Here is a 26149-nt window from a genome sequence, read left to right as displayed (position 1 = left end):
AACAACTTCAACGTGAATAGAAATAAGAATGTTTCTTTCTCTTAACTGTTATATATTTCGTTATGATATATTAGGTTTAATCTGACGATTATATAGTTATTTATTCACCTTTTATAGTGATGTTTTATGGTAGTTATTTTTGGATTGTTTGGAAAAACTGGCTGTGGAAAAACCGAGATACTTCAAAAGTTGGAGAGAAACCACCCTGTAATAAATATAGAAAGTATAGCTAGAACAAGAGGTAGTATTCTGGGAGATCTCTACCATCTAAATATGGCAAGTCAGGAGGAGTTTGACAGGGAGATCTATGAGAAGATCAAAGAGGGTCAGAAGGCAGGATACTTTATTGTAGAGTACGAAGGTAGGAAGATAGGAGGGATAAAGAAGTTGAAAATACCTGAATTACTGGCAGATGTTAAAAACTACACATACAAGATCCTTATAGACTGTCCATATAAGTATCAGATAGAAAAGTTAGTATCCTGGTATAAACCTAAGAACGAAGAAGAGAAAAAACTTCTACTGGAGAGGATCTTTATATTGAGAAGAAGTTTCAAAAACCCAGATATTATAAAGAAGATAGATAAAATAATGGAGAAAATTAAGGATGATAGGTATTACGAGGCTGCAGAGTTAATTGAAAAAGAGTTGTATAGATCTCACTATATAAGAAGTATCAAGAAGATAGAGCCAGATCTGGTAGTATATAACAGAGATGTAGAGGAGTCTGTAAAAAAGATAGAGGAATTTATAGAAGAAAAGTTAAGGTATCATGGGATATCATGGAAGAGGAGATCTTAGCAAGACTGATAACCTTCAGGAGGAATGTAGTTTTAGCCATAGTGCTAAACACAGGGAGAAAGATGATAACAGACGGTAGTAAAATACTTGCTGGAAAATTAAGTGGAGATTTGGCATCCTTCATACTGAGATCTTCTAAGGAGTTTCTTGAAGGCGAAGGTTTCGGTGTAAAGAAATATGGGGAATACAGCATCTACTTCGAGAGAATAGATATAAAAAATTTCTTGGAGAATATAGGTGGCGAATTGGTAGAGGATGTTATTACCTTAGATGAGTTTATGAGAATGGATAAGAGGGATGTAATAGTAATAGATATTAGAAGTCCTAGAGAGTATAAAAGATGTACTATACCTAACGCTATAAATATACCCCTTTTCTTAGATGAAGAATATGAAACCATAGGGAAAATCTACAAAAAAGAGGGAAAAGAGAAGGCCATAGATCTGGCACTTGACATCGTAGAGAAAAATCTAAAGAGAATATTTGGGGAGATAAAAAAGTTAGATAGAAATAAAACTATTGTAATCTTCTGTGCAAGGGGTGGGTTAAGAAGTCAGATAATGGCCACAATCCTTAAGTTAGCTGGTTACAAGGTTAGGAGACTTATTGGAGGATTTAAGGGATATAAGTTAGAGACCAATTAATTATTTCTTGTTCCTTCTTTCTCTCTTCCTTCTTCTTAATCTCTTCTTATAGTGTCTCCATCTCATCCTACCTTTCTTTTTCCATCTCCTTGAACTTCTTTTTATGCTATCACGCTCCTCTATTTTTTAAAATTTTCTCTTTAATAATCACAGTACTAAAATAAAAATGTTTCTGTTTATTCCCACTTGCTCTTCTCAACGACGATGTAACCATCTCTTGTTTTTGGGGCTATCTTGAGAACATCTTCTCTGAAAGATGGATCTACTGAGGGTTCAGCATCCATCCTCAGGACGTTTTTACACTCAAGTATGTAGTACTCTTCCACTTCCTCGAAACTGTACCTCTCAAGAACTTCGGAAAACCTCCTTACGATCTCTTCTGCCTCCTTCTCCACCTTCTCCCTATCTACCATCTTATCCCTTATCTAACTTTTTAGTAGTCCTATATCTTCAAGAGCCTTTTTCAACTTCAATCTGTTTTCCTGAGACATTTCACATAATGGCAGTCGTAACTCACCTGCAGGCATACCTAACATATTCATAGCAGTTTTTATAGGTATCGGATTAGTCTCCACAGCCATAAGTTTCATAATATTGTAGAGTTTATAGTGTATCTCCCTGGCTCTAGAGAAGTCGCCCTTTAGGGCATAATTAACCATATCTACAAACTCCTTTGGTAAGATATTCGAGAGGACGCTTATTACTCCCTTTCCTCCTAACGCTATTATTGGGAGGGTTAATTCGTCGTTTCCAGATAGCACGTCTATATTACAGATACTTATAATTTCCGATACATGGGAGAGGTTAGGATTTGCCTCCTTTATAGCAACTATATTACTACACTCCTCATAAAGAAACTTCACAGTCTCAGGTGCAATATTCACTCCCGTCCTCGAAGGTATGTTGTAGAGAACTATAGGGAGATCTACAGTTTCTGCAACTTTTACAAAGTGTCTCTTTAGACCTTCCTGGGTAGGTTTGTTGTAATAGGGTGCTACTAAGAGTAGGGCATCTGCCCCAACATCTCTGGCAAATTTGGAGAGTTCTATGGCTTCCCTTGTGGAGTTTGAGCCTGTACCTGCAATAACTTTTACTCTTCCATCTACAAATTCGACAGTCTTCTCAATAACTTTGTTATGTTCTTCGTAAGAGAGAGTTGGAGATTCACCTGTAGTACCTACTGTTACAATACCGTTGACACCGTTTTCTATTAGAAAGTCTATATTTTTTTTCAATCCTTCGTAATCCACAGAGTTGTTTTTAAATGGGGTTATTATTGCAGGAAATACCCCTTCCATAAAAAATCATCTCCAGAGTTAATTATTTTTTTAATCTTTTTATCTTTGAAGTAATATACCCTGCAATTCTGTTTCTCAACCTCTTTGTAGATATAAGGGCTACCTCCTCGACGATCTTTTTATTTGTGTCGAAGTCTGTTGTAAATCTATCCCCAAATTTTTCTATAAGTTCGTTACCTACCCTCTTTATAAATGCCTGTCTAACTCTCCCCAATCTATCACCTACTGTGTTTCAATTTTTTAAGAAGTGACAAATAACATATTAGTTTATTATTTAAATATTTTTTTGTTTATCTAAAGAGGAGTTTATAGTCGAGTATTACATTTTAAATTTATATTAATAAAAAATAGTTAGAAAGAAATAAAAACTATATTATTATACCTTTCTTTGAAATATTCCTGAAGTGTTCATGGAAAGGAGAATTTTTCTGGAGATAGAGACCCATCTATAAGGATGGTGAGATCACATACCTCTAAAGAGAAAGAAGTAACTAAGAAGTAACTAGGTGATTTTTTTTAAATTTTAATCCCTATAATTATTATTAATAAAAATTAAATCAACTCTATGAAGTTTTCTATTATCTTCAAACCTATCTTACCGCTCTTTTCGGGGTGAAACTGTGTCCCATATACATTCTCCTTCTGAATAACACAGGGAAACTTATAACCGTATTCAGATATACCAACTACAACATCTTCATCTAAAGGGTTTACATGGTAGGAGTGTACAAAGTAGAGGTACTGGTTATTTCCTATACCTTCAAATAGAGGTGTATCTTTCAACAACTCTACACTGTTCCAACCCATATGAGGTATCTTTTTCACACCTCTAAATTTTACAACGTTGCCTTTTACTACGCCCAGTCCCTTTGAATCTCCCCCTTCCTCACTACTTTCCATCAGTAGATGCATACCTAAGCAGATACCTAAGAATGGTACTTTATTCTTTATACTCTCAAGTAGGGCATCCCTTAAGGACATCTTACCGTATTTTTTAGATAGATTCAATATTGCACTTTTGAAGTTCCCTACACCTGGGAATACTATTTTGTCTCCACTTAATACTTCTTCTGGATCCTTGGAGATTTTAATATTCTCCCTTCCTGAATATATCTCGACAGCCTTTACAATACTCCTTAAATTACCTGCGTTGTAATCTACTACAACTATCACATCTATCCCTACGTCTCTTTTAATTCCTTCAACATATTTAGAACATTTTCTAAGGCTCTGTAAGCATCTTCTTTTCTCTTTAAACCTGTAATAACAATCTTTCCACTTCCAAATATAAGCACCACAACCTTAGGATCTTTCATTCTATAAACTAAACCTGGAAACTGCTCAGGTTCATACTCGGTTCCCTCTAAGGCAGATATCTCATCCAAGTTTGGTTCAGTGCCTAACTCGGCAGTGGCAACCATGTTCTGTACCTTGATTTCAGGATTTTCCTCGATATCAAAACCTGCCTCTTTCAACTGTTTTATAATCTTTTTTATGGCAATTTCAGCTTCTTCCTTACTTTTAGCTCCTGTACAGTTTAACTTTCCACTTCTAAATATTAGCAGTGCCACCCGGGGGTCGTTTAATCTACAGACTAAACCTGGAAACTGCTCAGGTTCATATTCTGCGTTATCCAATACATCTGCAACATGTTCTAGATCGATATCATCTCCTATCTTTGTAGATACCACAACATTTACAATGTTTATTTTAGGTTCCACAATTCCACCTTAGTGCAAAATTTTCATTATATATAAAAAACATTTTAATATAAATATTTATAGGATTATTCTACAACATATCTAAATATATAAATATAGGTGATTATAAAAAAATAGAAAAGTTTACATAAAGAGGGCGCCAAGTCCTGCAGCTGCAGCCATTGCAGCATCCTCTTTCTTCTCTTCTTTCTTCTTCTCCTCTTTTTTCTCCTTCTTCTCTTCCTCAGGTGCAGGTGCTGGAGCAGCAGCTGCAACAGGAGCTACAGTTGCCTTCTCTAGGACTTCATCAATGTTTATACCTTCCAATGCAGTTACTAATGCCTTAACTCTTGCCTCATCTACCTCTACTCCTGCTGCAGAGAGTATTGATTTTATCCCATCTTCTGTGATCTCTTTACCTACTGAGTGTAGTATTAATGCAGCATATATGTATTCCATCTTTATACACCTCCAGAGATTTATTCTCTATTTACATTGATCTTTTAATATATAACATTTTCTATTAGAAGAGCAAGCCCAATCCAACTGCAGCTGAGGTTTCATCCTTCTTTTCCTCTTCTTTTTTCTCTTCTTTCTCCTCCTGTTCTTCTACCTTCTCGGTAGTTGATGTACTGGTTGAAGAGAGCAACTCCTTCAACTCTTCATCTAAGGCGTCATCACTAAGTTCTGATGCAAGGGCAAGCATCTGAGAGTGCCCCTTGGCAAGAATATCTCCAACAGTCTTCTTTGTTGGGTATGCACTCTCGATGGATAAAGTTCTGGCGTTGTTAAAGGCTTTCTGGAGAATAACTTCTATAGTTTCTGCAGTTGGAATGATTGCTTCGACAGATAGGGTAAATGCGTTAGTAAATGCCTTCTGTATATTTTGAATGACTTCTTCCTCATCTATCTTCAGTACATCTGGTGTATAGATAACACCATCTTCATAGGCTGCTAAGAGATCTATACCAACTTTAACTGGTTTTATACCCAAAGTGGCGAGAACTACTGCAACTTTATGGGGCACTACTTCTCCCTTTTTAACTACTACCGTATCCTCCTTTATAGCTATCTTACCTTTTTCAATAGCTGCAGGTATTCCAACGCTCTTCAACTCCCCCAAGAATGGCCCTGGGGGCATTCCAGTGGATCCCTTCTCTACAACTATATCACAAGGAGCAACAGTTCCTCCCCTTATAGGTGCAGGGATTTTGTTCTCCTCCAGTGTTTTATAGAGTTTGAAGGGATTCATATCTGTAACTATGATAGCAGCCCCTCTGTCTATATAATCGGCAAGTCTGCCAAACTCCGGGTTGTTAGCCTCCTCTGCAACCTCCTTAATTGCCCTCTCTATGAGAGTGTTTCTAGACATCCTAAGTATCATCTTACCTCTAATCTTATCTCTGATCTCCTGTAGTTGCCTGGCAGGCACATCCATAAGATCTGCCAGGGCTACAACTTTACCCTCCTTAAGTAACTTCTTTAGCCTATTTACCTCTTCTACCTTCCAAGGGGCTACTTTATGTTTAGATTCTACCGCTGGCATTTTTATCCCCCTACTTTTCTATTGGGATTGCCGGTCCCATGGTTAATTTAACGTAGGCACTTTTGACGTGATAAAGCCCCTTCTCGTACTTCTTAGGTAGTACATTTAAAACCGCCTCTATATTCTCAGCTAGTTCTTCATCACTCATCTTTTCATTACCTACCAACGTCTTAAAGAAGGGCTTATCCCTTGTGTTTATAACTACAGTCTTTTTGAGTCTCTCTACTAAGGGTTTTAAATTAACATTTGGTGGCACAGGTTGGGGCATCTTCCCCCTTGGTCCCAGTATTGGACCTAACAACCTACCTACAAGAGGCATCATATCTGCTTGGGCTATGAAGAAGTCATGTTCATTTGCTATTTTCTTAGCAAGTTTTTTATTTCTCCCTAATTCCTCCAAATCTTCCTGTCTTATTACAGTGAGACCTAACTCCTCAGCCTGTGCTGCCAGATCACCCTTTGCTATAACTGCTATCTTAGCCTCTTTACCTCTCCCATGGGGCAGTACTACTTGCTCCTTCAATCTATTTTCAGGTTTTGTAAGATCTAACTCCTTTAAATTTACTATCAACTCTACAGACTGTATGAAGTTACGAGGCTTGGCAGAAGAACGGGCCTCCTTTACAGCCTTTAATATTTTTTCTCTGTCCATATTTATAGCCTCCTGTAAATAACTACTTTATAAAACAGTAAGTTGTATTAAAAAATTACTGTGTTTCGAAAAATACCTTAAAGACAAAATTAAAGCAAACCTACTATTTAATATCTATTATATAAAGATTACGCTAAAAATTATAAATATAATAATAGCAACTTTTTGGAAATAAGATATATAAATCTTTACCGTTCATATATATAGAGCACCTCACCCCCGTAGTTGACCAACTTTAAACCATCTATAACATACTCACCAGATAGGGGTCTTATAAGTAGTGGAACTTCGTAGTTCTTAGAAATTTTCAGGAGTTGGTGTTGAAGGTCCCTGGGAGGTCTTATGGAGTATATAAGATCGGCGTATTTATATACTTCCAATTTAGGATTAAATATATCGTCTAGTTGTGCATTCAGTCCTGCCCTTTTTGCCCTTTCTACCACTTCCCTCTTTATATCTACTACTGTAACCTCTATCCCGTAACCTTTGAGGATTTTTGCCACCTTAAAGTAATAACCTATTCCGACCTCTACTACGTTACTGTTTTCAATATAGCCTTTTTTATTTTTGATATAATTTATAATGTACTCAGAAATATTTTTTTCCATATTTTTGCCCAACCAAATAATTTTAGTGTTATTAATCTTTATTGAGATTTCGACATTAACCTAATTTAGATACTCTAATCTCTAACAATTACAAACCTCCCAGCTGAGGAGTGTCTGGGGAAGGTGGATATTCCTAACTCCCTTAGATACCTGTAAGTATAGGTATTTTTTCCATGGATAAAGATCTCACCTAAATCTTCTGGAGTATTTATATCTATAGAGATGTAAAAAGAAGGATATATATATAATTTTACCCTGTTTCTCCTACAAAGTTCAAGATGTTTTAAAAAACTGAAACCTTCATAAGAAGGTTTTATAATATCTTTAGGATTTAAAATCAGTAGGTTTGTCCCCCCTCCCCTCGATGGACATATAAGTGCAGATCTCTTTCTATTTTCTACCTTCTTTATCAACCTCCCAATATTCTCCCTCCTAAGGAGAGGCACATCTGCAGGCACTATCGCTACTGTACTGTCTTCTATCTTCTCAATGGCATATTGGAGGGCATCGTTAAGGTCTCTTGTGTTTTCCTCCGGTATAGGTATAACTCCCAACTCCCTTGAGAACGAAAGTACTTCTCTATCTCTACTTACAACGTAGATACTACTACAGGCATTTTTTAAGCCAGTGTAAACATCCAGAAGCATATTTTTTATAAGATTTTTCCTCTCTTCCAGTGTCAAAATTTTCTTTAACCGTGATTTTGCAGATTTCAAAGGTGAAACAGGAATTATTGCAGAAGACATCTTCCCACATTTAGATGTTGATTTAAAAAACTTTAAATATTCTTAAGATATATAATTTCCTTAATAACTTCGAGGTGAGAGAAATGTTAAATGAACCAATAATAGAGATTGCCACAAAGGATCCTGTTACAATTACTCCAGATACTCCTATATCCAAGGCTATAGGGATAATGGAAAAACATCACTTCCACAACTTGATAGTGTTAGACGAGGAAGAAAATATATACTTAGTAACTATACATGATCTACTCTTAGCATCATCGATAAATGAAAATGTAGAGACTCTCATGTTTAAACCTCACTGCGTAAATCAGAATACTCCAGTAATAGATGCTGTATGTGAGATAATAGACAGTGGCCAGAGGGCAGCACCAGTGGTAGACGATGAAGGGAAGTTAGTAGGTATTGTTACAGATTACGATATAATGAGTAGGGTAGGTAAATCTGAACTTTTAAAGGATGTTAAGATAACAAAAATTATGACAAGAAATCCTATCACCATATATGAAAATGAGAGTATAGGAAAGGCGAGGAGTTTAATGAGAAAACATAACATAGGTAGATTAATAGTACTTGATAAGGATGGTAACCCTGTAGGAATGGTTACAGAGGATGACATACTCAGAAAAATATACAAACCTAAAAGAAGAATGACAGTAGGGGAAGTGGTAGGAGAGAAAATCCCAAGGATGTCTCAACCAGTCTCCATTATTATGAATACTCCACTAATCAGTGCAGAGGTAGATTCTACCGTCCCAGAGGTTGCCAGAATTATGGAGAAGTACGACATAAGGGGAGTACCTATTATGAAGAGGGGAATGTTGAAAGGTATAGTTACAAGAATAGATATAATGAAATATATCAGGGAATTGAGAAAGGAAAGGGTTGTAGAGGTGGAGATCTACGGTGAATTTGATGAGAGTATGAAGGAGTTGGCAGAGAGAATACTAATGACAGAAGTTAAGAAAATAGTTAAATATTCAGGGAAACTCCACTGGATAAAGATAGCTGTAAAGAAAGAACATGCTAAAGGTGGGGACGTATCCTACTACCACGTTAAAGTATATGTTAAAACTCCAAGAAAACTCTATGTTGGGGAAGGACGTCCTAAGTTATCCACAAGTAAGAGAATGGAAATGGAAGGAGAAGATATCGTACTGGTAACAGAGAAACAGAGATGGGACTTTATCGAAGTGTTAAAAGATGCCTTAGATGCTGTTCTAAAACGTATAGAGATAGACAAGGAGAAGGATCGTCCTAAGCATGTAAAGAAACATGAGGTTTAAATAATTTTAATTTCATTATTAATGATAATTATTTATTAATTCCTTCTTAACAATATAGATGTAACTCATACCAACAGGAGTTTTTTTTTCATTTTTTTATTATTTTTGTGATAGCAAACCAAAACTTTAATCAAAACTTTAAACTAACAACAATCATCGAGGATCTTAAATAAACATATATACAATAAATAACTGGTGAAACAGGATGAGATCTCTTTTTAATTATTACTACTCTTTATTATTTTTAAAAGGTTTACACTCATGAGTTATAGAAGTAAAGATTTAATTCCAAAGGTGATAAAACTCTCGATAAATGCTGCCACTGTAAACAATACCATGGAAACAAAAAATAATCTTAGAGAGTCCCAAAACTGAGCGCTGGCTTCGAAGTTGTTGCCCTTTAATCTATTTATGAAAGATGTAAAGAGAACAATACCTGCACTACTTCCCAATATTAAAGCAGGGATTTCTACAATACCATGAGGGCATATAAGGAGAACGAACATTAATGGGTTACTGATAGAGAGAACGTACGCCAGGATGAAAGCGTTGAATACTATCACAAAAGTCGAAAATATGTTGAGTATGTAGTTTAACATATTTACATAGAAGTTATGCTCCATTATTAAGAAAAATATCCTTTCCATGTCCATATTTCCCATATTTCTCAAATTAAGAGATGTTGAAAACTCCATAAGCATCTCTTTTCCAAAATTCTGTACCCAGGGGATGTTTAAAATCAGTATATAGGAAACTAAGAAAGATATTAAAAATAACACACCTACGCTGTATATTATTACTCTTTGTCTTTTCAGGGCGTATATTAACTCTACGATTTCGTAGGTTGTTCTACTCATAATTTCACTTACTACTGGTATTACTAATTCTGTTATAGACTAATTCATTATAAATATATGTCGTTATTACTATATTCCATATTTTTCACAATAAGATATAAATAGAGTAAGATAGTAGATATAACCCTAAATTATAATGATTGATAATGATAAATATATAATACAATTATATAGGTGAAAGAGATGGATATTCCTGTATCTGTAGGGCCAATGAATGAGGGGGAGAGGATAAGAAAACCTGATATGTATGTAGAACTGGCGGGACCTAAATCTTATGGTTTTGAGCTGGTTAAGGTTGTAGATAGTGCTTCTGATAAGGTGGAAGTTATAGGGGATGATCTAGATAAGATTGAAGAGGGGAGTAGAGTACCTTTTGCAGTTATAGTAAATGTCAGTGGAGATGGATTAGAGGAAGACTTAGAAGGTGTGTTGGAAAGAAGGGTTCATGAGTTCTTCAATTACATCGAAGGAGTTATGCATCTGAACCAGAGGGACAACATCTGGATAAGAATAAGTAAGGATGCCTTCAATAAGGGATTGAGGTTGAAACACATAGGAGAAGTTTTAAAGGAGATGTTCAAAGGAGAGTTTCCCTTCATTAAACATGTGGATGTTAAGATAATTACTGATCCTGAGAAGGTTAAGGAAGAGTTGGAGAAGGCTAAGGAAATATACGCTGAAAGAGATGAGAGGACGAGGAACATTCACGAGGAAGATGTAGATGTATTCTACGGCTGTATCATGTGTCAGAGTTTCGCACCTACTCATGTGTGTGTTATAACTCCAGATAGACCTGCACTCTGTGGAGGTATAAACTACTTAGATGCAAGGGCTGCTGCCAAGATAGATCCAGAGGGGCCTATATTCGAGATACCTAAGGGAGAATGTCTCGATGATATAAAAGGTATCTACCAGGGAGTTAACGATATAGTGTGTAGCAAATCCCAGGGGGCTATAGAATCTGTTGCCCTACACAGTGCTTTAGAGAAACCTTGCACCTCCTGTGGATGCTTCGAGGCTATCGCCTTCTATATCCCTGAAGTTGATGGATTTGGTATAGTACATAGGGCTTACAAGGGGGAAACTCCAATAGGTGTCCCATTCTCAAGTTTAGCAGGGCAGTGCAGTGGAGGGCAACAGGTTGAAGGTTTCTGTGGTATAAGTATTGCTTATATGAAATCTCCTAAGTTCCTCCAGGCAGATGGGGGATGGAAGAGGATAGTGTGGATGCCTAAGGATCTCAAGGAGAAAGTAATAGATGCAATATCTGAGGATCTAAGAGATAAGATAGCAACTGAGGAAGAGGTATCTAATATAGACGAACTCCAGAAGTTTTTGAAAGAGAGAAATCATCCAGTAGTGGAGAACTGGTCATCAATTTCTGAGGAGAGTGAAGTTGAAGTGGAGGAGTCTGTAGAATTAGATGAGTCTGTAGAGTCTAAAGTAGAAGGATCGAAAGAGATAGGAGTAGAATATGTAACACCTGTACCATCTGAAGGTGAAATAACAGTACCTACTATCTCCCTACCTGGTGGATTTATGGGGTTGCCTCCCAATGTAAAAATAGTACTTAAGAACGTTATCATACAGGTTGAAGAATTAGTTATTATGAGAGAGAATGAAGATAAAAAGAGTAAATAGCCCCTTCCCAGTTTTCATTAAAAATTTTTATAAAAAATTAAAATAATTATAAAAAATAATAAAAATTTGGGAAAAGATTGTTAAAAAAATAGTATTGGAGAAGAAAACTTATTTGGAGGAAGGAATGTTTTCCTAACAGGATTGGCATTTATAGTAATAAACTCTTTAAACCAACAACGTCCATTGAGAATCTCAACAAAAATATAGTAAAAAATTAATCAACAAAAAAGATAGAAAACTCTTAAAAAGCAAGGATTATTTCTTTAACTTATTATTTTTTCATGATTGTCAATTATTCCTCATATAATTAATTACTATTTTTATTTGGGATCGTCAATAGTTTATTGTTTAAGATAAATAGTTTCGCCCCTGACTATAAAATATTTTTATTATCCTTTTTAATTACTTTATGTAATATTATAAATATTATACTTTGTTATTTGAAACTTAAAAATTAAAATTATTATCAGGTGATATCATGAAGAGTGATAAGTACGAAAAGATAATGGATCTGGCTAGGAGAAGAGGTTATCTCTGGAGCTCTTTTGAGATATATGGGGGAATTGCAGGTTTTGTAGATTATGGTCCCCTTGGCACCATGCTTAAGAACAATATTATAAACATCTGGAGGGAATATTACGTTGTAAGGGAGGAGTTCTACGAGATAGACTCTCCAACTATAACACCTTACGAGGTTTTAAAGGCGTCGGGGCATATAGATAATTTCACAGATCCAATTGTAGAGTGTAAAAAGTGTTTGGATTCTTTCAGGGCAGATCATATTATCGAGGAGTGTGTATCCGTAAATATAGAAGGGAAGTCCCTAAAGGAATTAGAGGACCTTATAAGGAAGTACAATATAAGGTGTCCAAAGTGTGGAGGTGAGTTGGGAGAAGTGAAGAGATATAACCTTATGTTCGTTACATCCATAGGACCAGGAGGTAAGAGAACTGGGTATATGAGGCCAGAAACTGCCCAGGGAATATTTATACAATTTAGGAGGCTGGCAGGGTTCTTTAGGAATAAACTACCTTTTGGAGTGGCGCAGATCGGAAGGGCATATAGAAACGAAATATCACCGAGGCAGGGTGTTATAAGGCTGAGGGAATTTAACCAGGCTGAGGGAGAGTTCTTCGTCCACCCCAAGGAGAAAACCCATAAGAAATTTAAAGAAGTGGAAGATGAGATTGTACCTCTACTTCCAGCAGATAGGCAGATGGATAAATCTATAGATCCGAATGAGAAGATAATAAGGATAACTATAGGAGAAGCAGTAAGGAAGGGAATAGTTAGACATGAGGCAATAGGATACTTTATAGTCCTTACCAAGAAGTTCCTTATGGATATAGGTATAGATGTGGAAAAGTTGAGGTTTAGACAACACTTGCCAGATGAGATGGCTCACTATGCAATTGACTGTTGGGATGCAGAGATATATACGGAGAGGTTTGGATGGATAGAGTGTGTAGGTATTGCAGATAGGACAGATTACGATCTAAGGGCTCATATGAACCACAGCGGTGTAGATCTGAGAATATTCGTTGAATACGATGAACCCAGAGAAGTTGAAACCTACGAAATAGAGTTGAACTACAGAGAGGTTGGAAGGATATTTAAGAGGGATTTAAAACTTGTAGAGGAGAGATTGAAGGAGATGGATATTGAAGAAATGGAGAGAATGGTAAAAGAGTTAAAGGAAAAGGGTAGGTATATACTGAAGGTTGATAAAGATGGAGAAGTTAAAGAGTTTGAAATCCTTGAGGACTATGTAAAGATAAAGAAGGTTGTTAAAAAGATACAAGGAGAGAAGATCCTGCCCCATGTAATTGAGCCATCTTACGGTATAGATAGAATACTCTACTGTCTTCTCGAGCACTCCTACAGAGAAGAGAAAGATAGAGTATATCTAGATCTGAAACCTAAGGTAGCACCTATTAAGGCTGGTGTGTTCCCACTGGTAAATAGAGACGGGATGCCCGAGATAGCCATGAGTATAAAGGATGCTCTTAGGAGGGAAGGTATAGTTGCTCAATATGACGATAGAGGGGCAATTGGTAGAAGATATATGAGGATGGATGAAATAGGAACACCTTTCTGTATAACTGTAGATGGTCAAACTTTAGAGGACGGGACAGTTACAGTTAGGTATAGAAACACCAGGGAACAGGAGAGGGTAAAGATAGAGGAGGTGGTAGGTTATATAAAAAGTAGATTAAATGATTTATAAATATGTTGGTTGTCAATCCTGAAAAAATAGGTATCTCTATTCTTCCCTCTATTTAACTCAGATCAAAAATATTATTATTTTTTTAATTATTAATTTCTCGTTAGGAAAGATCAATATTGAAAATACTTCATTGGTGTTTTAGAATGAAAATTGGAATCGTACTTGGAACTCGCCCCGAGATAATAAAGTTATCTCCCGTAATAAGAGAGTTGGAAAAATTAAAAGAAAACATAGACTACTTTGTTATACATACCAATCAACACTACTCCGAGAACTTGAATCGTATCTTTTTTAAAGAGTTGAACCTTCCAGAGCCTAAGTACAACTTAAAGGTAGGATCTGCTTCCCATGGAAAACAGACAGGGATGATGCTTGAAGGGATAGAGGAGGTTCTAATAAGGGAAAAACCGGAGATAGTGGTTGTCCAGGGAGATACAAACACCACCCTTGCAGGTGCTCTTGCATCTACAAAGTTAGGGATAGAAGTTGCCCATGTTGAGGCAGGATTGAGGAGTTACGACAGAAGTATGCCAGAAGAGATAAACAGAGTTTTAACTGATCACATCTCCAACTACCTCTTTGTACCTACAGAAGTTGCAGAAGAGAATCTTAGAAGGGAGGGTATAACAGAGAATGTATTTCTGGTTGGGAATACCGTAGTGGATGCTACATTTCAGAATATCAAAATTGCAGAAGAGAAGAAGGAGGAGATCTTTGAAGGGGAGATGTTGGATATAGTTAAAGGTGGGGATTACTTTCTACTTACCATCCACAGGGCAGAGAATACAGATAACAGTAGGAAATTGAAAAGTATTGTAGAGGGGATACTTAAGGTAGCAGAATACTACGATGAAACAGTTATATTTCCCCTTCATCCTCGGACTGAGGGTAAGTTGAAGGAGTACCATCTCTGGGATAAGTTAAAAAAGAACAAAAATATAAAGATGCTGGAACCTACAGGCTACTTTAAATTCCTTATCCTAGAAAAGTATGCTAAGTTGATCCTAACGGACAGTGGAGGGGTACAGGAGGAGGCCTGTATATTGAAAGTTCCCTGTATCACCCTGAGAAAGAACACAGAACGTCCAGAAACCTTAGAGGTTGGAAGTAATATACTGGTTGATATAGAAAGGGAAAACATTTTAGAAGCGGTAGATTCTATGCTTAGGAGGAATAGGAACTGGGAGAATCCCTTTGGAGATGGTAGAAGTGGAGAGCGTATTGTTAAGATACTATCAGAAAGTTACAACCTCTCCATTAAGAATGAAAAAGAATAAAAAGAATAATAAAAACAATGCAAAAAATTATCTGAACATATATAGACAATACTATACTTTTTAAATTAACAATAACCATCCACTGCCTTCAATAAAAATAATTATAAAAGAAGAATAATTAAAATAAAACAGTAAAAATTCTTAAAACACTTAAATAACTTCTTCTTCTAAACTATATTGAGCACTGAAAACAGGATTTTTCTGTTAATCTTTTTCTTAAAGTATTCTAATATATTATTTTTAATTTTTTTATTATAAATTTTTTATTATACTTTAAAAAGTTATACTCATGGCAGATATTATAACTAGGTGAAATCTATGGATATAATGTGTATAGACATCGGTAAAGGCACCCAGGATATTCTCTACTTAAACATGGAGAGAGACAATATTGAAAACGCTATAAAGTTAATTCTCCCATCACCTACGAGGATAGTTGCTGATAAGATCTTGGAGATGGAGAAAGATCTAAAGATAGACGGTAAAGTAATGGGTGGAGGTCCTGTTAATAGGGCTATATTTCAACATATAGAGAAGGGATATAAAGTTATAATGACTAAAAGATGTGCAAGGACTGTTAGGGACGACTTAGAGGAGGTGGTAAAGAGGGGAATAACACTGAGGGATAGTGTGGATCCTCCAGATATAATACTTGGAGATTTGGATTTCGAGATGTTTAAAAAGATATTTTGGGAGGTGGGGATAGAATTTAAGCCAGATGTAGTTGCTGTTGCGTGCCAGGATCACGGATTTGTTAAAGGGCAAAGTGATAGAATTACAAGGTTTAACTACTTCAGGGAACAACTGAAGAGATTTTCCAACCCTTTGAATTATATAATAGTAGAGGAAGGAGGTATATTTTCCAGGTTTAATAGTATATTAGAAACCTTGAAAGAGAACAGCTATAGGGGGTTTGTGATGGACAGTAAGATAGCCTCCATCTGTGGTATATTGGACTATGCCATGGATGAGGGAATAGAGGAATTTATAGGGTTAGATATTGGCAACGGCCATACGTTAGGAGTCTCCATAAAAGATGGAAAGATAAGAGGTATATTTGAACACCATACTAATATGCTTACACCTGAGAAGTTGATGGATATAGTTGATAGACTTGCAGAGGGCATATTGAGAAACGAGGATATATATGAAGATGGAGGCCATGGTGCTGTAGTGTTAGAAGGGATAGAACCTCAGGAGGTGCTGATTACAGGACCAAATAGAGAGATGTTCAAAAGGTACGGGAAGTACGCTTACCCTGGTGGAGATGTTATGATCACAGGATGTGTGGGATTGTTAAGGGCTTTTATATATAACAGGGATAGGTTGTTAGGACAGATTTTATAGTTAGGATAGTTCTACCATGTAAAATATAATAAAAAATAAAAATAATAAATAATAACGTAAAATAAAAACAATAAGGATGTTAAACCCTTTATATCTATTCTCTCAGAATATCTTTCTGATTACTTGGACAAAATAACAATTTCTCTTTTATTAATTTTATTAATTACACTTATAATATATTTTATCAGTTTTTAATGAAGGAATAAGATAAGATAAAGTATAATAAACATAAACTAAATACTAAAGTTTATGATACTATGGAAAATAACAAATTCTTAAAATCCAGCAACAAAGAAGAATTAAAATGTGAGATCTGCCTCAATACCAGTAAAACCTCCAAGGTAATAAACTACGAAGGAAAAAATATCTGTATGGAATGTTACTACTCCATCAAATATCCGAGGGATCCACAAAAGATGAAAAAAGAAATAGAAGAAATACTAAAAAATACGAAAAAGAAAAATAGATACCACTGTATAGTAGCACTCTCTGGAGGGAAGGATAGCACGGTGGCACTCTATCTCCTGATCAAAGAGTTCAAGGTGAATCCTCTATGTGTCACGGTGGATAATAAGTATATCTCAGATGAAGCTATAGAAAACTGCCGTAATATTACAAGATATCTAAATATAGATTGGATGGTTTTAAATAGGGACTTTACAGAACTCTTCAAAGATACTATCTCGAGGGGAGAATCCCCCTGTAGGAGATGTTCCGAGCGTATAATGAGGGAAATATGGAAGATTGCAAGGATGTTGAATATCGACGTAATAGTTACAGGCCACGAGTTGCCTTTTGGAACTTCCTCTCTGAAAAGGTTAGAGGGAGGAATAACTGTTGTAAGATTACTGGCAGGTTATAAGTTAACAGATGAAGAGAGACGTAAAATCCTAAAGGAACTCCCTTGGAAAGATTCTAAGTTGGGAGGATACACTACCAACTGTCTAGTCCTAGCACCTGCAATAAGGGAGTTTTATAAGAAGTACGACTACAGTTTTGAATTCAGAAGGATCTGCGCCATGGTTAGGTATGGATTAATAGATAGAGATAAAGCTCTCCAGCTGTTGAAGTGTCCAGAGGTTCCAGATGAAATATACGAAGAATTAAAAAGAAGAGGGTTAGATATAAAACATTAAAGGAGGTATTATGCTGTCATTTAGAATAGCTAAAATTATGGGTATCCCTATAGAGCTTCATATAACCTTTATACTTCTTCTTGTGCTGGTGTACTATTTCTGGGGTTTGGATGGTCTCATACTCTATATATTCCTCTTTGCATCTGTAGTATTACACGAGTTAGCCCACTCCTACGTAGCTAAAAAGCATGGGGTGTATATTGAGAAGATACTCCTCCTCCCCATTGGAGGTATGGCAATGATGAGTAAGATCCCTAAGAAGGGAGAGTTGAAAATAGCCATCGCAGGTCCTATAGTTAGTATCCTCCTAGGTATTACTTTGACTGTCCTCTCAAGCCTTATAGGAGGCCCTATACTACGTATAAATGGTATAAATTATCCCCTCCTCACTACAGTCGGTATTTTAAATATCTTTTTGGGAGTTTTTAATCTTCTTCCAGCCTTTCCAATGGATGGAGGTAGGATACTTAGGGCTCTTCTGGCCTCAAAGATGGATTACTTAAAGGCCACCAAAATAGCATCCATAGTAGGTCAGTATTTCTCTTTTCTTCTCCTCCTATTTGGTGTTCTCTCCTTCAATATTATACTAATCCTCATTGCACTCTTCATATATTATGGAGCTTCTCAAGAATACAATGCACTGGTTGCAGAGGAAATATTCGATAAGATAAAGGCAAAGGATATTATGAATCCTAGAATAGTATCTGTCTCCCCCACAGATTCTGTTAGAGACTTAGTGTATCTGATGTTTAAGTATAGGTATATGGGATATCCAGTTATAGAAAATGGAAAACTTGTTGGAACTGTATCTTTTAACGATATTACTACCGTGAGTGATCAGATAGCTATAAGAGATATTATGAAACCACCTGTAACGGTACCAGAAGATGCTACTTTAAATGATGTAATATTTAAGTTAGGTAGTTCCGATAGAGTCTACGTCATGGATAAAAATGACAGATTAAGGGGCATTATATCTAAAACAGATGTGTTGAGAATACTTAGAATACTGAGATTAAAAGACAACGATATAATTAAAAAGATTAGTTTATAAATTTTTATACTTCCGAATAAAATTTTTAAAATTAACTATAATTAATGCAAAATAAACTCTTATTTATTGAGCTACAGTAGTACTGGAGAAGTGAGACGAGATTCCTATCAATCTTTTTAAGAGTCTTTACCATATTATTTTTATTATAATACAGTTTAATTTATTATAATACAGTTTAAACTGTTAATTATTTTTGTTATTTACACCAATACATGGGGATTGTAATGGATATCCTAAATACGTTGATATTTAAAAATACACTCTACCAGTATATATCGTTTTCACTCTTTGTTATCCTTGGAATCCTGTTAATGAAGTTATACAGGTATGTTATTAAGAGATTTTTAAGGGATCTAGTAAATAAATCCAGGATAAAATTTGATGACATTCTCTTAGATGCCGCTGAATTTCCTGGAATGATATTTATACTTGCAGCATCTATATACCTTGGACTTAAGTTTTTAACACTTCCAGACAATCTACACACCATCTTAGACAACTCTATTAAAGTTGTTATTATCCTATGTTCCACATGGTTTGCACTGAATCTCTTAGATGATATAGTGGAATACTACATCCAGCCCATAGTAGAAGCCTCAGAGACTAAATTTGACGATCAACTAATATCTCCACTTAGGAAATTGTTAAAGATACTTATAGTGATACTTGGAATACTTACAGCATTAAAGACGATAGGTTATGACATAACAGCACTTCTTGCAGGTTTAGGTATTGGTGGTTTGGCAGTTGCATTGGCAGCCCAAGATACTATTAAAAACTTTATCGCAGGTATTCTTATATTTGTAGATAAACCCTTCAAGATAAAGGATTGGATAAAGTTTGAAGGTGGAGAGGGAATAGTTGAAGATATAGGAGTAAGGAGTACAAAAATAAGGACCTTTGACGATTCCCTAATAGTAGTGCCAAATACTAACCTTGTAAATGTAAATATTGAAAACTTCTCCGAGATGAGGAAGAGGAGGGTACTTGTATATATTGGATTGACCTACGATACACCAGTGGAAAAGATAAAGAAGGCAAAGGAGATCATCAGAGAGATAATAGAAAATCATCCTGGTACATTACCTCCTATAAGGATAACCTTTTACAGGTTCAACACATACTCCCTGGATATCAGGGTGGAGTATTTCGTAAGAAACTTTGGATTTGACTACTACCTCAACACCATAGATGAGATAAACTTTAAAATCAAGGAGGCGTTTGACAGAGAAAGTATAGAGATGGCATTCCCAACAGAGACTATCTACATCAGGAGAGATTAAAAGACAATTAAAATTATTAATTATATCGATAATAAAATTAACTGAAAAATAAAATTATTAAAAATTGATTAAAATAATAAAAACTAAAAATTTGATGTTTCTGAATACTAAAAATTTCTGTCAAAGATCGATATACCGTAGGTGAAAAAATGGTAATCTCTAAAGGGGAGATCTTGGAAATATTCGACGAATACAACAGAGATGAGATCACTATAGCCACTTTGGGGAGTCATACTTCCCTCCATATACTTAAAGGTGCTAAGTTGGAAGGTTTCTCCACTGTAGTAATTACCACTAAAGACAGGGATATTCCCTATAAGAGATTCAAGGTAGCAGATAAGTTTGTGTATGTAGACAGGTTTTCAGATATTTCTAAGGACGAAATACAGGAGACGTTAAGAGAGATGAATACTATAGTAATACCTCATGGTTCCTTTATCGCATACTGTGGACTGGATAAGGTGGAGGAGGAGTTTCAGGTACCTATCTTTGGGAATAGAAAGATACTTAGATGGGAATCTCAGAGAGATCTCGAGGGGAAACTCCTAAGGGAGAGTGGTTTAAGGATTCCAAGAAAATACAACAGTCCAGAGGAGATAGATACCCCAGTGATAGTTAAATTCCCAGGGGCAAGAGGTGGAAGGGGATACTTCATCTGCACATCTGAGGAGGAGTTTAGGAGAAAGATAAATACACTAAAAGAGAAGGGAGTAATTTCTCAGCAAGATGTGGAGAATGTTCATATAGAAGAGTACGTTGTTGGGACGAACTTCTGTCTTCACTACTTCTATTCCCCCCTTAAAGATACAGTGGAACTTATGGGTATAGATCGTAGGTATGAGAGCAATATTGACGGGTTAGTTAGGATCCCAGCAAGGGATCAGTTGGAATTGGATATAGAACCTTCCTATGTAATTACAGGTAATATCCCAGTGGTTATTAGGGAGAGTCTTCTTCCTCAAGTCTTTGAAATGGGAGATAGATTGGTAGCAAAATCAAAGGAGATAGTACCTCCAGGTATGATAGGGCCCTTCTGTCTCCAGACACTGTGTAATGAAAACTTGGAATTAATAGTATTTGAGATGAGTGCAAGAATAGACGGGGGAACAAACTCATTTATGAATGGAAGTCCTTACTCTTTCCTCTACCATGGAGAGCCCCTAAGTATGGGCCAGAGGATAGCAAGGGAGATAAGGTTGGCTTTGGAGATGGATATGATAGATAGAGTGATATCTTAACCTTTAAGTTTTTCCCTTAATTTATCATTTTCTTCTTTTAACTTGTTGTATATGGTTTTATAGGGTTCAGAGTTGTAATTACACTCCTCGATGTATTTTATTAATTCTTCTAAGTGTTCCTCCGTATGTTTTAAGATGTGAAGTAACTTTCTGATTTTTCTGTCTTCTTCCATAGGTATCCCATTGAAGTTGGTATAATTATTATATCTTATTATTTATTAACTATTTAAAAATAATTGTTGGGGAAATGAGAAGATCTTCCCAATTAGACAGGTTACTAAACTAAATATTAATTATGATAAAAATCAAAAAGTATAAATCCACTTACCCATGGATATAATAAGGATAAATAAACTCATACCTCCTGCTACACTCTTTTGAGTATTTAATTTTATTCCACCTTTTCCCTGATGGGAGTAAGTATCTCAATAATCTTTTCTGCAACAGTGTTCTTTAGATCCATCGGGTGAATATCTTTCTCCCTATATAACTTCTCCAACATATTATAGTTTTCAACGTAAATATTTCCTCCAAATTTTTCAGGTCTTTCCACAGTTAGTGGATACTCTAAGAAGTATTTTGCCATCTCTAATATAGGATTCCCTTCTACAACACCTATAGGACAGTAAGCCTTCTTTATTTTGGATCTAATAGTATCTGGGTCGTCATCTACTGCTATAAAGTTATTCTTAGAGGAAGACATTTTTCCCTTTCCATCTAAACCTGTGAGTACAGGGTTGTGAATACAAACTGGAGACTTCCACCCTACGGATGGTAGTACTTCCCTTGCTAACATATGAATCTTTCTCTGTTCCATACCACCAACTGCCACATCTACCTTTAAGTGTTTTATGTCGTTTACCTGCATTAACGGATATATCACTTCTGCAACCTTGGGATTCTCTTCTTCCCTTGCTATCAACTCCATACTCCTCCTAGCCCTTTTTAAGGTAGTTTTTAGAGCTATTCTATGGACGTCTAATGTGTAATCTCTCTCTAACTGAAACTCACTACCGTAGATATACTTTGCAGTAGATAATCCCATAGCCTTAAATACTCTTATGTTTTCTTCTGCCAACTGGTGTATCTTCTCCATACTACCTTTCTGATTAAGGTAGGCATGGAGATCAGCCAGTAAGATTACTATCTCAAAACCTGCATTCTGTAGATCTATCATCTTCTTAATCTGTAGATAGTGGCCCAGGTGTATTCTACCACTGGGTTCAAATCCGATATAGGCTTTTTTATCTTGTTTCTCTAAGATTTTTTTCAACTCTTCAACAGTTACTATCTCGACAGTGTTTTTTGCTATTTTTTCTATTATATCTCCTTTATCTACCATAATTACCCTCTTTATTTTTTTAATATTTTAGATCCTCCTTATTATTATAATTTTTATAACAATTGTTGCCAAGTATATAATTATGTCCATATTTTATTCTGAAATTAAAAAATTATGATAAAAAAGATAAAAAAATAATGAAGAGATAGCATGAGAGTATATAAAATAGAGGGAAAAGGATACGAGTGCAACAAGTATCTTATAGTAGGTAGAAAAAATATCCTTGTGGATCCCGGAATGCCAGAAGGCTTTTTTCCTACTTTGGAGAAAATAGAAAATATCGTAAAGGATATAGACTTTATAATAAATACGCATTGTCATTATGATCATACAGGAGGGGACTACCTCTACCAGGAATACTTCCATGTGCCAGTTATAATTCACAACGAAGAGGTAGAGGTATTAAAGAGAGGTAGTGATATTACACTCTCTTCGCTCTTTAACAGTAAGATGATCCCACCAAAGGAGGTGATACCTTTAGAGGAAGTATTAGATGAGTTAAAAAGATGTAATATTGAAGTTGTAGAAACTCCTGGGCATACAAAGGGTAGTATCTCTCTAATATGTGGTAACTATATGATAACGGGAGATACTCTATTTGCCTATAGTGTAGGTAGATGGGATTTTCCCACTGGAAACTTAGAGGAGTTAAAATCTTCAATCTTAAAACTCCACAGAATAATTCAAGAGAAAGGTATATCTAAGATACTACCTGGACACGGAGAAGATGCTCATACTCACAACTTAGATGTAAAATCCCTACTACTAAGATTGGAATTTTAGAGGTGGAGAAATCCCCTTCCTATGATATGAGAAACCCTTAAACACTCGGGAACCTTACTTCTCAATCTAGTCTTTTTAATAATCAATTCCAGGGTTTCTCTCTCTATTCCTACATACTGGACATATATATCTTCAAATCTCTCAGGTTTTGGCATAGATCTTAATATAGATATTCTGTCTTCGTAGTCCTTAAAGTATTTCATTAAAACTTTCTCTATCTTCCCATAGTCTGGTAGGTTGTTCATTATGGCGACTACTGGGATGTTAGTTTTCTCGTATATCTCATGAATGTCAGCAATGTTAAAACCTCCAAAAGTTATACCATCTAAAAAAATTACATTTATCTTTTTCCTATGTTTTCCTTTTACAATTTCAACAATCTTTTCCGTAGAATCCATACCGTCCTTTTTAATCCTTTTAAAATAAACGCCATCTAATATCTTATTGCCTCTGAAGTAAGTACCTATCAGAATTACTATTTTACTTCCCTTGTTGAAAGGTCCATCATCTATTCCTAACACTCCTATTTCGTCCTTAATATGCACCATATATACATCTTATGATCAATTTATTATAAAAATATAAGTATGTGTATTACAGCTGTTTACACTAACCAACAGTTCATCTAGGGTGTTTTAAATAAAATAATAAATTTCAAAATAGAATTAAATAAATTTAATTATAAAATAATAATAGTACAAAGAAGATTGTTAAAAATCATAAGATCTTTAAAACACAAATAAATGTAAAATTTTAAATATTCTCCTTGAATATCCTGAACACTTAAGAGATGAAATAGATCTTCAAATAACATTGATTATATGGATTCATCAAAGGACAGCGATTCTATATATACTAATGGGGTTAGAAGATACCACTCTGATAGAACTAGGATTGTGATAACTATGATAGTCGTAGGTGTGAGGGACTGTGTTATAAAGGAAGATATATTTAAATTGGATCTCCCCTTTCAAATATTAAACGGAGAAGTTATAGCAACAGAAAAACACATTCTACATGTTATAAATCAGGTGAAGTCTAAAGAACCTATTACAAACAGTTTCTGGATGGAGATCCTTGTAAGGGCTTCTGCACAGAGACAGATATCTACCGCCATAGAGATGATAGGAGTGAAAACTGGAGAGGGAAGAAATATCTGCATAGTATGTCAAGATGAAAGTACATTGAGGGAGATATTAAAACATACAGGTGGAAGGATAGATAACTCTGTATTGGACCTAAGCCCTGAAAAGTTGGAGAAGATTAGAAAAATATACAACATTAAAGAAGAGTACTTCAAAAATGAGGAAGATATTATTAAAAGAGTTTGTGAGAAGATAAGTGTTATGGAGATAATAAAGTGATAGTATGATAGTTAAGGGAATTAAGGAATTAACAGAAGAGGAAAAATACAGTATAATAAATAGAAATAAGATGAACCTAGAGGAAATAATACCAACAGTTAAGGAGATACTTGACAACGTTAAAAATAGGGGGGATGAAGCTTTAAGGGAATACACTAAGAAGTTTGATAGAGTAGATATTGAGGACTTTAAGGTTTATAAAGAAGAGATAGAAGAGGCGTACGAGAAAGTAGATTATAAGGTTGTATCTGCCATAGAGAGGGCGTACGAAAATATAAAGAGGTTCCACGAGATACAGTTAGAAAGCATTAAAGAATGGGAGATTGAAAAAGATGGAATAAAAACTGGACAGATAGTAAGGCCTGTAAGGAGTGCAGGGTGTTATGTACCTGGAGGAAGGGCGTTTTATCCTTCTACTGTACTTATGACTGTTGTACCTGCCAAAGTAGCAGGAGTTAAAAGGGTAGTGGTTGTATCTCCACCTTATGGAAAGGGGATAAACCCTGTTACTCTAGTGGCTTCCCATATTGCAGGGGCAGATGAGATATATAAAGTAGGAGGTGCCCAGGCTATAGGGGCCTTAGCCTACGGTACTGAAACAATACCTAAAGTGGATATAATAGTTGGACCTGGAAATATATATGTAACATGTGCAAAGATGTTGGTAAGTGGTAGTGAGGTGAAGATAGACTTCCCTGCAGGACCTTCTGAGGTGTTGATAATATGCGATGAAGAGGCAAAAGATGAGTATGTCGCTATGGATCTCCTAGCCCAGGGAGAGCACGATCCCAACTCCTCCTGTATATTACTTACCACTTCCAGGGAGAAGGCTATTTCTATAAAGAATAAGATTTTAGAGTTGATGAAGAATACAGAACGTAGGAATATCTTAGAGAGATCCCTTAAAAATATGGCTATACTCTACGGAGATATTACGGAGTGTATTGAATTCTCCAACGAGTACGCTCCTGAACATTTAGAGATCATCACTGAAAATCCCAGAGAGATTCTCAAATATATCGAGAATGCAGGGAGTGTATTCCTTGGGGAGTACACACCAGTACCTGTTGGGGACTATGCTACTGGAACAAACCACGTCCTACCAACTGGAGGTTGCTCAAGGATATACTCAGGTTTAAGTGTAGATTACTTTTTAAAGAAGATTTCAATACAGGAACTTAGTAAAGAAGGATTGGAATGTATATCTGAGACTGTTATAACCCTTGCAGAGATCGAGGGACTACACAATCATGCCAAAACTGTTAAGATAAGACTACAAGATAAGATAGATTTATGAAATGGTATAATAATAAACCGAA

General features: G+C 35.6%; 28 protein-coding genes. 14 read left to right on the top strand and 14 right to left on the bottom strand.

Annotated features, from left to right (window positions below; all coding sequences use genetic code 11):
- Window positions 1-126 precede the first annotated feature (126 nt).
- Window positions 127-801, top strand: coding sequence for a selenouridine synthase SelU-like subunit (locus MHHB_RS00755; protein WP_131006710.1), 675 nt, complete (start codon window positions 127-129; stop codon window positions 799-801).
- The gene (locus MHHB_RS00750; protein ID WP_131006709.1) at window positions 783-1445 is read left to right on the top strand and encodes a selenouridine synthase SelU-like subunit; all 663 of its coding nucleotides are present in this window, start codon (window positions 783-785) and stop codon (window positions 1443-1445) included. Before MHHB_RS00755 ends, MHHB_RS00750 begins: the two co-directional genes overlap by 19 nt.
- A gap of 176 nt (window positions 1446-1621) precedes the next feature.
- Here the strand turns inward: MHHB_RS00750 and gatC are convergent, their stop codons facing one another.
- The 10 genes from gatC to cofC form a co-directional block, all read right to left on the bottom strand.
- Window positions 1622-1858: an Asp-tRNA(Asn) amidotransferase subunit GatC gene (gene gatC / locus MHHB_RS00745; protein ID WP_131006708.1), complete on the bottom strand. Its 237-nt coding sequence runs from the start codon at window positions 1856-1858 to the stop codon at window positions 1622-1624.
- A 12-nt stretch (window positions 1859-1870) separates the two neighbouring features.
- Entirely contained in the window at window positions 1871-2743 is an 873-nt protein-coding gene (gene dapA, locus MHHB_RS00740; protein ID WP_131006707.1) for a 4-hydroxy-tetrahydrodipicolinate synthase, read from the bottom strand.
- Window positions 2744-2765: 22 nt separating this feature from the next.
- A complete protein-coding gene (locus MHHB_RS00735) occupies window positions 2766-2957 on the bottom strand; it encodes a 30S ribosomal protein S17e (protein ID WP_131006706.1) in 192 nt (63 codons plus the stop codon).
- Window positions 2958-3295: 338 nt separating this feature from the next.
- Window positions 3296-3916, bottom strand: coding sequence for an imidazole glycerol phosphate synthase subunit HisH (hisH, locus tag MHHB_RS00730; RefSeq protein ID WP_131006705.1), 621 nt, complete (start codon window positions 3914-3916; stop codon window positions 3296-3298).
- Window positions 3917-3924: 8 nt separating this feature from the next.
- Window positions 3925-4464 (bottom strand): TATA-box-binding protein, encoded by a 540-nt coding sequence (locus MHHB_RS00725; protein ID WP_131006704.1) that lies wholly within the window; start codon window positions 4462-4464, stop codon window positions 3925-3927.
- 123 nt (window positions 4465-4587) lie between these two features.
- Window positions 4588-4902, bottom strand: coding sequence for a 50S ribosomal protein P1 (gene rpl12p / locus MHHB_RS00720; RefSeq protein ID WP_131006703.1), 315 nt, complete (start codon window positions 4900-4902; stop codon window positions 4588-4590).
- Between the two features lie 64 nt (window positions 4903-4966).
- Window positions 4967-5989, bottom strand: coding sequence for a 50S ribosomal protein L10 (locus MHHB_RS00715; protein WP_131006702.1), 1023 nt, complete (start codon window positions 5987-5989; stop codon window positions 4967-4969).
- A gap of 10 nt (window positions 5990-5999) precedes the next feature.
- The gene (locus tag MHHB_RS00710; RefSeq protein ID WP_131006701.1) at window positions 6000-6641 is read right to left on the bottom strand and encodes a 50S ribosomal protein L1; all 642 of its coding nucleotides are present in this window, start codon (window positions 6639-6641) and stop codon (window positions 6000-6002) included.
- Between the two features lie 188 nt (window positions 6642-6829).
- The gene (locus MHHB_RS00705; RefSeq protein WP_131006700.1) at window positions 6830-7249 is read right to left on the bottom strand and encodes a UPF0146 family protein; all 420 of its coding nucleotides are present in this window, start codon (window positions 7247-7249) and stop codon (window positions 6830-6832) included.
- A gap of 74 nt (window positions 7250-7323) precedes the next feature.
- Window positions 7324-7995, bottom strand: coding sequence for a 2-phospho-L-lactate guanylyltransferase (cofC, locus tag MHHB_RS00700; RefSeq protein ID WP_131006699.1), 672 nt, complete (start codon window positions 7993-7995; stop codon window positions 7324-7326).
- Between the two features lie 83 nt (window positions 7996-8078).
- Here cofC and MHHB_RS00695 point away from each other — a divergent pair, with 83 nt between their 5' ends.
- Entirely contained in the window at window positions 8079-9281 is a 1203-nt protein-coding gene (locus MHHB_RS00695; RefSeq protein WP_131006698.1) for a CBS domain-containing protein, read from the top strand.
- A 266-nt stretch (window positions 9282-9547) separates the two neighbouring features.
- On the opposite strand, the gene MHHB_RS00690 is transcribed toward MHHB_RS00695, so the two are convergent.
- Complete coding sequence (locus MHHB_RS00690; RefSeq protein ID WP_131006697.1) at window positions 9548-10138, bottom strand: stage II sporulation protein M; 591 nt, start codon at window positions 10136-10138, stop codon at window positions 9548-9550.
- Window positions 10139-10321: 183 nt separating this feature from the next.
- Here MHHB_RS00690 and cdhC point away from each other — a divergent pair, with 183 nt between their 5' ends.
- The 8 genes from cdhC to MHHB_RS00650 all read left to right on the top strand — a co-directional run bounded on the left by cdhC (window position 10322) and on the right by MHHB_RS00650 (window position 21341).
- Complete coding sequence (gene cdhC, locus MHHB_RS00685) at window positions 10322-11779, top strand: CO dehydrogenase/CO-methylating acetyl-CoA synthase complex subunit beta (protein ID WP_131006696.1); 1458 nt, start codon at window positions 10322-10324, stop codon at window positions 11777-11779.
- A gap of 478 nt (window positions 11780-12257) precedes the next feature.
- A complete protein-coding gene (glyS, locus tag MHHB_RS00680; RefSeq protein WP_131006695.1) occupies window positions 12258-14006 on the top strand; it encodes a glycine--tRNA ligase in 1749 nt (582 codons plus the stop codon).
- Between the two features lie 143 nt (window positions 14007-14149).
- Window positions 14150-15283, top strand: a complete 1134-nt coding sequence (gene wecB, locus MHHB_RS00675) for a non-hydrolyzing UDP-N-acetylglucosamine 2-epimerase (protein ID WP_131006694.1) — start codon at window positions 14150-14152, stop codon at window positions 15281-15283.
- Between the two features lie 318 nt (window positions 15284-15601).
- Window positions 15602-16630: a DUF1786 domain-containing protein gene (locus MHHB_RS00670; protein WP_131006693.1), complete on the top strand. Its 1029-nt coding sequence runs from the start codon at window positions 15602-15604 to the stop codon at window positions 16628-16630.
- 257 nt (window positions 16631-16887) lie between these two features.
- The gene (locus MHHB_RS00665) at window positions 16888-17766 is read left to right on the top strand and encodes a 7-cyano-7-deazaguanine synthase (RefSeq protein ID WP_131006692.1); all 879 of its coding nucleotides are present in this window, start codon (window positions 16888-16890) and stop codon (window positions 17764-17766) included.
- Between the two features lie 10 nt (window positions 17767-17776).
- Window positions 17777-18820, top strand: coding sequence for a site-2 protease family protein (locus tag MHHB_RS00660; RefSeq protein ID WP_131006691.1), 1044 nt, complete (start codon window positions 17777-17779; stop codon window positions 18818-18820).
- Between the two features lie 224 nt (window positions 18821-19044).
- Window positions 19045-20103 (top strand): mechanosensitive ion channel family protein, encoded by a 1059-nt coding sequence (locus tag MHHB_RS00655; RefSeq protein ID WP_131006690.1) that lies wholly within the window; start codon window positions 19045-19047, stop codon window positions 20101-20103.
- Between the two features lie 149 nt (window positions 20104-20252).
- Entirely contained in the window at window positions 20253-21341 is a 1089-nt protein-coding gene (locus MHHB_RS00650) for a formate--phosphoribosylaminoimidazolecarboxamide ligase (protein WP_131006689.1), read from the top strand.
- On the opposite strand, the gene MHHB_RS06475 is transcribed toward MHHB_RS00650, so the two are convergent.
- Both MHHB_RS06475 and MHHB_RS00645 read right to left on the bottom strand, forming a co-directional pair.
- Window positions 21338-21514, bottom strand: a complete 177-nt coding sequence (locus tag MHHB_RS06475; protein ID WP_192893784.1) for a hypothetical protein — start codon at window positions 21512-21514, stop codon at window positions 21338-21340. The genes MHHB_RS00650 and MHHB_RS06475 overlap by 4 nt on opposite strands.
- Window positions 21515-21732: 218 nt before the next feature.
- Window positions 21733-22683 carry a tyrosine--tRNA ligase gene (locus MHHB_RS00645; protein WP_131006688.1) on the bottom strand — a complete coding sequence of 317 codons (951 nt, stop codon included), beginning with the start codon at window positions 22681-22683 and terminating at the stop codon, window positions 21733-21735.
- A gap of 150 nt (window positions 22684-22833) precedes the next feature.
- Here MHHB_RS00645 and MHHB_RS00640 point away from each other — a divergent pair, with 150 nt between their 5' ends.
- Window positions 22834-23466, top strand: a complete 633-nt coding sequence (locus tag MHHB_RS00640) for an MBL fold metallo-hydrolase (protein ID WP_131006687.1) — start codon at window positions 22834-22836, stop codon at window positions 23464-23466.
- On the opposite strand, the gene MHHB_RS00635 is transcribed toward MHHB_RS00640, so the two are convergent.
- On the bottom strand, window positions 23463-24014 hold the full coding sequence (locus MHHB_RS00635) for an endonuclease dU (RefSeq protein WP_192893783.1): 552 nt from the start codon (window positions 24012-24014) through the stop codon (window positions 23463-23465). The genes MHHB_RS00640 and MHHB_RS00635 overlap by 4 nt on opposite strands.
- A gap of 273 nt (window positions 24015-24287) precedes the next feature.
- On the opposite strand from MHHB_RS00635, the gene cgi121 reads away from it, so the two are divergent.
- On the top strand, window positions 24288-24830 hold the full coding sequence (gene cgi121 / locus MHHB_RS00630) for a KEOPS complex subunit Cgi121 (RefSeq protein ID WP_326830411.1): 543 nt from the start codon (window positions 24288-24290) through the stop codon (window positions 24828-24830).
- Window positions 24831-24834: 4 nt separating this feature from the next.
- On the top strand, window positions 24835-26127 hold the full coding sequence (gene hisD / locus MHHB_RS00625; RefSeq protein ID WP_131006686.1) for a histidinol dehydrogenase: 1293 nt from the start codon (window positions 24835-24837) through the stop codon (window positions 26125-26127).
- Window positions 26128-26149: the final 22 nt, after the last annotated feature.

Source organism: Methanofervidicoccus abyssi (assembly GCF_004310395.1).
In the GTDB taxonomy this organism is placed as follows: Archaea; AGJL01; Methanococci; order Methanococcales; family Methanococcaceae; genus Methanofervidicoccus; species Methanofervidicoccus abyssi.
This window is presented reverse-complemented; position numbering and strand designations above follow the sequence as displayed.